We start from the raw sequence: 5,505 nt of genomic DNA, 5'->3' as shown, positions 1-5,505 counted from the left end.
AGCCTTCCTCACCGGTCATCAAGGTGCAGACGAGTTCCTCGGGAAAGAGGGCGTCGACGTCTTGGAATCGGAGGCCGTTCGTCGTGACGGACGTGGGGTGCTGCTGATCGAGGCGCTGGTGGCGGTCGGCTACGGCCGCAGCTGGCAGGTCTCCTGGTGGGAATGGCACGTGCTGATGGTCGCGGCCTTCGGACTGATCGCGGTCAGCAGTCACCTCCAGTTCCGGCGCGAAGGCTCCGCCCTCGGCCTCTTCGACAGCGTCACCCTGAACCAGACCATGGCCGCGCTCGAACGCGACTACACCCGGGCCATGACCGAGATGGCCGAGGTGCTGCGCCGGCGCGCGGCGGACGGGGTCCCGGCCGACGAGCCGCTCGGCGCGGTCGGCGTCGAGCTGTCGAAGCGATTCGGGCTCACCGAGCGACAGTTCGTCGTGCTCGAGCAGAACGCGCGGCTGTATCGCCAACTCGATCAGCTGTTCCGCTCCTATATGTCGCCGCAGGTCGCGACCGCGCTGCTGGCCAATCCGGCCGAGGCCGATCTGGGCGGGCGGATCGCCGAGGTCAGTGTGCTGATGGCGGACCTGAGCGGATTCACCCCGTTCGCCGAGCGCACCGACCCGGCCCTGGTGGTGCAGATGCTCAACACCTATTACGGCGCTATCGTGCCGGTGATTCTGGAAGCGGGGGGCGTGGTGGTGCAATTCGTCGGTGACGCGGTGATGGCGGTGTTCAACGCGCCGACCCCGCAACCGGATCACGCGTTGCGTGCCGCGCGCGCGGGGCTGGGCCTGCAGGAAGCCGTCGCGCGGATCGCCGCGGGGCGGCCGGAGTGGCCGCGTTTCCGGGTCGGGGTCAATACCGGTCCGGCCCTGGTCGGCAATATCGGTGCGGCGCAGATGCGCAACTACACCGCCATCGGCGACACCACCAATACCGCGGCCCGGTTGCAGGGCGTGGCGCATCCCGGCGATGTGGTGATCGGGCCGCTGACCCGGGCCCAGCTCGGTCCCCGGGCGCTGGTGGAGCCCTTGCACGCGATCGCGGTGAAGGGCCGCCGCGAGCCGGTGACCTGTTTCGTGCTGCGGGGTGTGCGATGAGCGACATCCTGGTCGAACGCCTGCGGCCTTACAGCGCTTCGGTTTTCGAGGAGATCTCCCGGCTGGCCACCAGCAACGAGGCGGTCGACCTCGGTCAGGGCTTCCCCGACTACGAGGGTCCGGCCGCCATGCTCGAGCTGGCCCGGTCGGCGATTTCCGGTGGCATGAACCACTATTCGTCCTCGAAGGGGCAGGCCGTGCTGCGTGAGGCCATTGTCGCCGAGCGCGGGCGGCGGCTCGGCGGCGGCTACGACGCGCTCTCGGAGGTGGTGGTCACCGCCGGCGCGACCGAGGCGTTGACCGCGGCGATGCTCGCGCTGGTGGAGCCGGGCGCGGAAGTCGTGCTGATCGAACCGTATTACGACTCCTATGCCGCCGCGGTCGCCATGGCCGGGGCCGTCCCGCGCACGGTGGCCATGGTCTCCGACGGCGACGGCTTCACCCTCGATCTCGACGAGTTGCGCCGCTCGATCACCGCCCGCACCCGGTTGCTGGTCGTCAACTCCCCGCACAATCCGAGCGGCTCCCTGCTGAGCGCGGCGGATCTGCGCCTGATCGCCGAATTGGCTTGTGCGCACGACTTTCTCGTCCTCTCCGACGAGGTGTACGAGCATCTGGTCTTCGACGCGGACGACTATGTGTCGATCGCGACGCTGCCTGGGATGCGCGAACGCACCCTCGTCGTCTCCAGTCCCGCCAAGACCTTTCACGTGACGGGCTGGCGCATCGGCTGGGCGCTGGGCCCGGCCCCGCTGATTCACGCCCTCCACGCCGCCAAGCAGTACCTCTCCTTCGTCTCGCCCGCCCCCTTCCAGCCCGCCGTCGCCCACGCGCTCAACTTTGAACAGGAGTGGGCCGCGACCAATCGCGCCGCGCTGCGCGACAAGTCCGAGTTGCTCTCGACCGCGCTGCGGGACCTCGGCTACCCCGTGAAGCGCAGTGCCGGTGGCTATTTCGTGTGTGCCGACGTGGGTACCGACGGCACCGCCTTCTGCCGCGAACTCCCCGCTCGCGCCGGTGTGGCCGCCATTCCGGTGGCGGCGCTGGCCGCCCGCTCGCACTGGGACAACCTGGTCCGCTTCGCCTACTGCAAACGCGACGCCACCCTGCACGAGGCCATCGCCCGCCTGGTCAAGGCCGAAACCTCGTGACCCGCGCGATCATCGGGTCCGGATCTGCATCGTGCCTCCGGGCGGCACATTCGGATGCCGCGACCGGTAATGCTGGGCACTGCTCGCCTCGGCTTGGGATTCGGTCATCCAGCCTGAGCGAAAGCCGCATTCACCGCAGACTGCCCGGTACTTGTTGACCGACTTCTGATTCGACATATAGATGAAAAGCGCGACGATGCCGACCACGACCAGCAGGCAGATCAATCCGCCGTCCATATTTCCTCCTCGCTCGTGCGGAGGTTTCCCCCTCCGTCTCGAACGCTAGGGATCGCCGCACACCACCGGTAGCGCGGACGCCCGTGATGGCGCGGTCCTGGCTGTTCAGAGCGCTGCCCGGACTTTCCGGAACGGAATCGCCCGATGGTCGCGGCCGACACCGGAATGCCGGATCCCCGCCCCGACCCGGTTAACGTCCCCGCTCGGGGGCGGTGGTGGCCGGGGTCGCGGCGGCCCGCCCGGTCGCCGGGTGCGCGATCGGCCTGCTGCTGTCGGCGAATCTGGACCACATCCTGTCGAGTTTCGACGCGCCGACCGGCCGGTTCGAATCGTTGCTGGAGAATGGCGGCTGGACGTCGATCCCGATCACCGCGCTGGCGCTGATCGCGCTGGTGATGGTGGTGCTGCCAATCAGGTGGCGCTGACGGCGCCGGACCGTTACGGTAGGTCCCGCGACGCGGGGAAGTCCCTGGATCTATAGCTGGGGAACGAGTTGAGTTCCTCCGCGTCGTCCAAAACATCGATATTTCGAAGTGGCGTCGGCCACATCGCGGGCCGGTAGTTGCGATCTCCACGTCGGGTCGCCGTCGGCAACAGCGCCGGAGTATGGCATGCTGTGTGGCGAGAACGGGTTGTTGATGTGATCGCTCGGCTCGCAACAGAAAGCAAATAAAAAGAATGTCGCAAGGCAGTGTGAAGTGGTTCAACGGCGAAAAGGGCTTCGGGTTCATCGCGCAGGATAATGGCGATGCGGACGTTTTCGTTCATTTCTCCGCGATCCAGGGCTCGGGCTTCAAGTCCCTCGAAGAGGGCCAGCGTGTCGAGTTCGAGATCGGCCAGGGCCAGAAGGGCCCGCAGGCCCAGAACGTCCGCGTCATCTAAGTTCTGGATCTGACACCGAGACCCGCGCCACGGCGCGGGTTTCGCGCATTTCAGGGCCAGAATCAGCGCTGATGCGCTCGATGACCCGCGGTCAGAGCCAGCCCCCCTGCTGGGCGATGCGGATGGCATCGACGCGGGTGCGGGCCTGGAGTTTCGTGGTGGCGGCGGCTAGATAGTTGCGGACCGTGCCATAGGACAGATGCAGGTCCGCGGCGATCTGTTTGGGGTCGGCGCCGGCGGCGAGGGAGCGCAGCACGTCGGCTTCGCGGTCGGTCAGCGGGTTGGCGGGGGCGCGCAGCGCGGTGAAGGCGAGGCCGGGGTCGAGGACCGTGCCGCCCGCGGCGACGGTGCGGACCGCGTGCAGGAGGTCGCGGCGGGAGCTGTCCTTGAGGACGAATCCGGCGACGCCGATGTCGATGGCGCGGGTCAGGTGTCCTGGGGTGGCCAGTGAGGTGAGCACCAGGATTCGGCAGTGCGGATGGTCGCGGCGGAGTTCGGCGGCGGCGGTGAGACCGTCCTTGCCGGGGAGATCGATGTCGAGCAGGGCGAGATCGATGCGCTCGGCGGCCACGGTCGCGACGATGGCGTCACCGTCGGCCAGGACGGCGGCGACCTCGAGATCGTCCTCCAGTTCCAGTGCGGCGACCAGGGTTTCGCGCAGCAGCCGCATGTCCTCGGCGATCAGAATTCTGATCATCTGATACCACTCCTCTCCGTGCACCGGTCGCCCGAGCCACCGCTCACCCGAGCCGTTCGATTTGCTCAGGACCGGCCGGGCGGTATGCAATCATCGCGTGTCGATGCTCGCCAGGTCGACCGGGTACCTCTTCCTGGTCGTGTACGTCCTCTCGGTCGTGTTCGGCGGGAACGGAATTGCCGCGAGCGCGTGCGCGATCGCGCAGGCGGCACTGCTGGTCGCGGCGGATCGGTGGCGCGGGCACTACCGTTCGGCGCTGCTGGCGCAGGGGCTGGCCACCTATCTCCCGATCGTGGTCTTCGGCCCGGGCACAGTCGATCTCGACGCGCTGCTGGCCGCCACGATCGCGCTCGGGCCGCGCGGGCGCTGGGTCGGCTTCGGTCTCGTCGCCCTCGCTTCCGGTCCCGTGCACCACGGCTGGCACGCGGGCCCGGCGACCTACCTGCTCGCCTCCGTCGGCACGGCCGCCATCGGACTGGTGATCTTCAGCCTGCTGCGCCTGCCCGGCCTGGTCGATCGGCTCGACTCGACCCGGGACGAGCTGACCCGGGTCATCCGCTCCGAGGAGCGCTTGCGGGTGGCTCGGGATCTGCGCGCCGGGCTCGGCGCGCAGCTGGTCGAGGTGGCCGAACTCCTGCACCGGGTGCGCGCCGACCTCACCCGGGCACCGGGCCTCGCGGGCCGCGCCGCCGAGGAGGCAGCCGAGCGGACGCGCGCGATCGTCGCCATGATGCGCCGCACCGCCGCGGCCCAGCACGAACTCGACCTGCCCGCCCGGGACACCGCACCGGTGACGCGCACCGCGCCCCGGCTGGCACTGGCCACGCTGGCCGCGAGCATGCTCGCCCTCACCGCCAACCAGGTCTTCGAGGTCGACCGGTACCCCGCGGCGAACGCCCTCGGCGGGCTGACCGTCTCGACTCTGCTGCTGGCGCAGGTGATCCGGCCCGGCCTGGCCGGACCACTGTGGTGGACCCAGCTGGTCGTCACCCTGGCTCCGCTGCCGTGGCTGGGCCCGTACTGGGCGCTGTGGCTGGTTCCGCTCGCGGTGGCCGCACTGCTGCGCGAGCGGGTGGCCTGGGCATCGGTGGCGGTCGGCTGTCTCGCACTGCGCGCCGTGTTCACCGCGCCGACCGGCGGGCTGGCCGATCGCACCGGCTGGGTGCTGCTCGCCTCGGAGGCGACCCTGGTGCTGTTCGGGCTGGCCCGATTCCATCAGCTCTCGGTGCAGCTCAACCGATCCCGGGCCGCGCTGGCGGCCCGCACGGCGCACCTCGAGCGCCTGCGCCTGGCCCGCGACATCCACGATCTGCTCGGCCTGACACTGTCGGTGCTGGCATTGAAATGCGACCTCATCGGTGAACTGATCACCCGGGATCCGCGCCGCGCGGAGTCGGAGATCGCGCAGGCGCTGCGCATCGCGGCCGACGCGCGGCTCG

General features: G+C 69.3%; 7 protein-coding genes. 5 read left to right on the top strand and 2 right to left on the bottom strand.

What is annotated here, in order from left to right; genetic code table 11:
* Positions 1-1,099: adenylate/guanylate cyclase domain-containing protein (locus ACWELQ_RS36910; RefSeq protein WP_452401655.1), on the top strand; the 1,099-nt coding region annotated here is incomplete at its 5' end.
* Complete coding sequence (locus ACWELQ_RS36905) at positions 1,096-2,250, top strand: aminotransferase class I/II-fold pyridoxal phosphate-dependent enzyme (RefSeq protein WP_452401654.1); 1,155 nt, start codon at positions 1,096-1,098, stop codon at positions 2,248-2,250. The genes ACWELQ_RS36910 and ACWELQ_RS36905, both read left to right, overlap by 4 nt.
* 9 nt (positions 2,251-2,259) lie before the next feature.
* On the opposite strand, the gene ACWELQ_RS36900 is transcribed toward ACWELQ_RS36905, so the two are convergent.
* Complete coding sequence (locus tag ACWELQ_RS36900) at positions 2,260-2,487, bottom strand: hypothetical protein (protein WP_452401653.1); 228 nt, start codon at positions 2,485-2,487, stop codon at positions 2,260-2,262.
* 212 nt (positions 2,488-2,699) lie between these two features.
* Between ACWELQ_RS36900 and ACWELQ_RS36895 the strand changes: the two genes are divergently transcribed.
* Entirely contained in the window at positions 2,700-2,912 is a 213-nt protein-coding gene (locus ACWELQ_RS36895; RefSeq protein WP_452401652.1) for a hypothetical protein, read from the top strand.
* Positions 2,913-3,165: 253 nt separating this feature from the next.
* Positions 3,166-3,369: a cold-shock protein gene (locus tag ACWELQ_RS36890; protein ID WP_452401651.1), complete on the top strand. Its 204-nt coding sequence runs from the start codon at positions 3,166-3,168 to the stop codon at positions 3,367-3,369.
* Between the two features lie 91 nt (positions 3,370-3,460).
* Here the strand turns inward: ACWELQ_RS36890 and ACWELQ_RS36885 are convergent, their stop codons facing one another.
* Entirely contained in the window at positions 3,461-4,066 is a 606-nt protein-coding gene (locus ACWELQ_RS36885) for a response regulator transcription factor (protein ID WP_452401650.1), read from the bottom strand.
* Between the two features lie 103 nt (positions 4,067-4,169).
* Here ACWELQ_RS36885 and ACWELQ_RS36880 point away from each other — a divergent pair.
* A partial coding sequence (locus ACWELQ_RS36880) for a histidine kinase (RefSeq protein ID WP_452401649.1) occupies positions 4,170-5,505 on the top strand: 1,336 nt, incomplete at its 3' end.

It is taken from the genome of Nocardia sp. NPDC004722, from assembly GCF_053601505.1.
Note: the sequence above shows the minus strand (reverse complement) of the source record. Positions and strands in the feature narration are given on the sequence as shown.

Bases quoted from the DNA above. Each gene is read 5' to 3' on its own strand.
- ACWELQ_RS36905 (WP_452401654.1), top strand. From the start codon at position 1,096: ATGAGCGACATCCTGGTCGAACGCCTGCGGCCTTACAGCGCTTCGGTT.
- ACWELQ_RS36900 (WP_452401653.1), bottom strand. From the start codon at position 2,487: ATGGACGGCGGATTGATCTGCCTGCTGGTCGTGGTCGGCATCGTCGCG.
- ACWELQ_RS36890 (WP_452401651.1), top strand. From the start codon at position 3,166: ATGTCGCAAGGCAGTGTGAAGTGGTTCAACGGCGAAAAGGGCTTCGGG.
- ACWELQ_RS36885 (WP_452401650.1), bottom strand. From the start codon at position 4,066: ATGATCAGAATTCTGATCGCCGAGGACATGCGGCTGCTGCGCGAAACC.